Origin of the sequence: Komagataeibacter oboediens (genome assembly GCF_018491655.1) — a bacterium.
In the GTDB taxonomy this organism is placed as follows: Bacteria; Pseudomonadota; Alphaproteobacteria; order Acetobacterales; family Acetobacteraceae; genus Komagataeibacter; species Komagataeibacter oboediens.
Map to the genome: position 1 here is coordinate 1 of NZ_JABLUU010000044.1, position 1,496 is coordinate 1,496.

1 protein-coding gene is annotated in these 1,496 nt (G+C 69.6%); it reads left to right on the forward strand.

What is annotated here, in order from left to right:
• On the forward strand, window positions 1-1,496 hold a 1,496-nt coding region (locus tag HNO79_RS16285; RefSeq protein ID WP_456306181.1), incomplete at both ends, for a hypothetical protein.

The window sequence follows — 1,496 nt, forward strand, 5'->3', positions numbered from 1 at the left end:
GCCACGGTGCAGGCGCTGTTCGGGCAGTATTTTTCGGACACGGCGGACCAGCAGGAAAGTGCGGCCAACCCCGACGGGTCCACCGCCAACACCATGGCGGGGATTGCGGTCGTGGGCTACACGCCCTCGGCTGCGGGAACGTGGTCGTATTCGACCGATGGCGGGAAGACATGGACGCAGATCGATGCCTCGGTCTCGGCCACGGACGCGCTGGTGCTGTCCAATTCGGCGCAGACGAAGCTGCAGTTCACGCCGGCCGCGAACTATAACGGCGCGCCGGTCAGCGGGGATGACCTGAAGGTCGTGCTGATCGACGGTTCGGACGCGCAGTCTGGCAGCCCGGCGCTGGTGGGGACGGATGGTGCGGCGCTGTCCACCGCGAGCGGCCAGCCGCTGACGGGGGCCGCCCTTGCGGCGTCGGGCGGCGTTGCGGTCAGCGGGGTCGATGTCTCGACCCGTGGGGGGCAGACGGCGCTCAGCGTGGGGACGGTTGACCTGTCCACGCAGGTTGCCCCGGTCAATGACCCGCCGGTGATGAATGACGGGCCGTATGACCTGCCGCCGGTCACCACCAACGGGGCGGATGGCGACAATACGGGGGCGACCATCGCCAGCCTGTATGGCAGTGCGGTAAATGACTCGGCGGACGGGCAGAAGACGGCGGGCGACCCTGCCGGCTCGACCGCCGATACGCTGGGCGGGATCGCGATTACCGGCAACGCGGCCAACCCGGTGACGCAGGGGACATGGCAGTATTCGACCGATGGCGGGAAGACGTGGACGGACGTGCCCGCGGACGTGTCGGGCGGCAATGCCCTGGTGCTGGGGGATGGCGCGTCGCTGCGCTTTGATCCGGTGCCGAACTTCACCGGCACGCCGGGGACGCTGACGACGCAGGTTGTCGAGACCTCGACGGACGTGCCGCTGACGGGTACCAGCAACGGGGTTGCGACCAGCGTGACGGGTGCGGCGCTGGATGGCAGCAGCACGGCGCTGGGTGGCGTGGACATTACCGGGATGCAGCAGGCCAGCCCCAACGGGCCGGTCAGCCTGAACAGCCAGCCGCTGGGCGTGACGGTGCAGCCGGACAGCCATGCGGATGTCACCATGCCGTCCGGGCTGGAGGACCAGCCCGGCCCGAAGGAGACGGTGTCGCAGCTGTTCACCACGACGGACCCGAACGGCGTGGGGGGCGTGGCCATTACCGGCAACGCCACGCCTGCGGGCGAGGGGACATGGATGTACATCGTGCCCGGCGGGACGGCACAGGCGCTGCCGGGTGACCTGTCGGCGCGCAGTGCGGTGGTGCTGCCGGCGGATGCGCGGATATGGTTCCAGCCCGCGCCGAACTTCAACGGTGACCCGTCGGACATCGCGCTGACGGCGACGGTGGTGGACAACACCGCGGCCACGGCGTTCACCGCATCCGACGGCACGACCGTTGCCGGGAACGCCATCACCGCGGCGGTGACCGGTGTCGATGTCAGCCATACGGG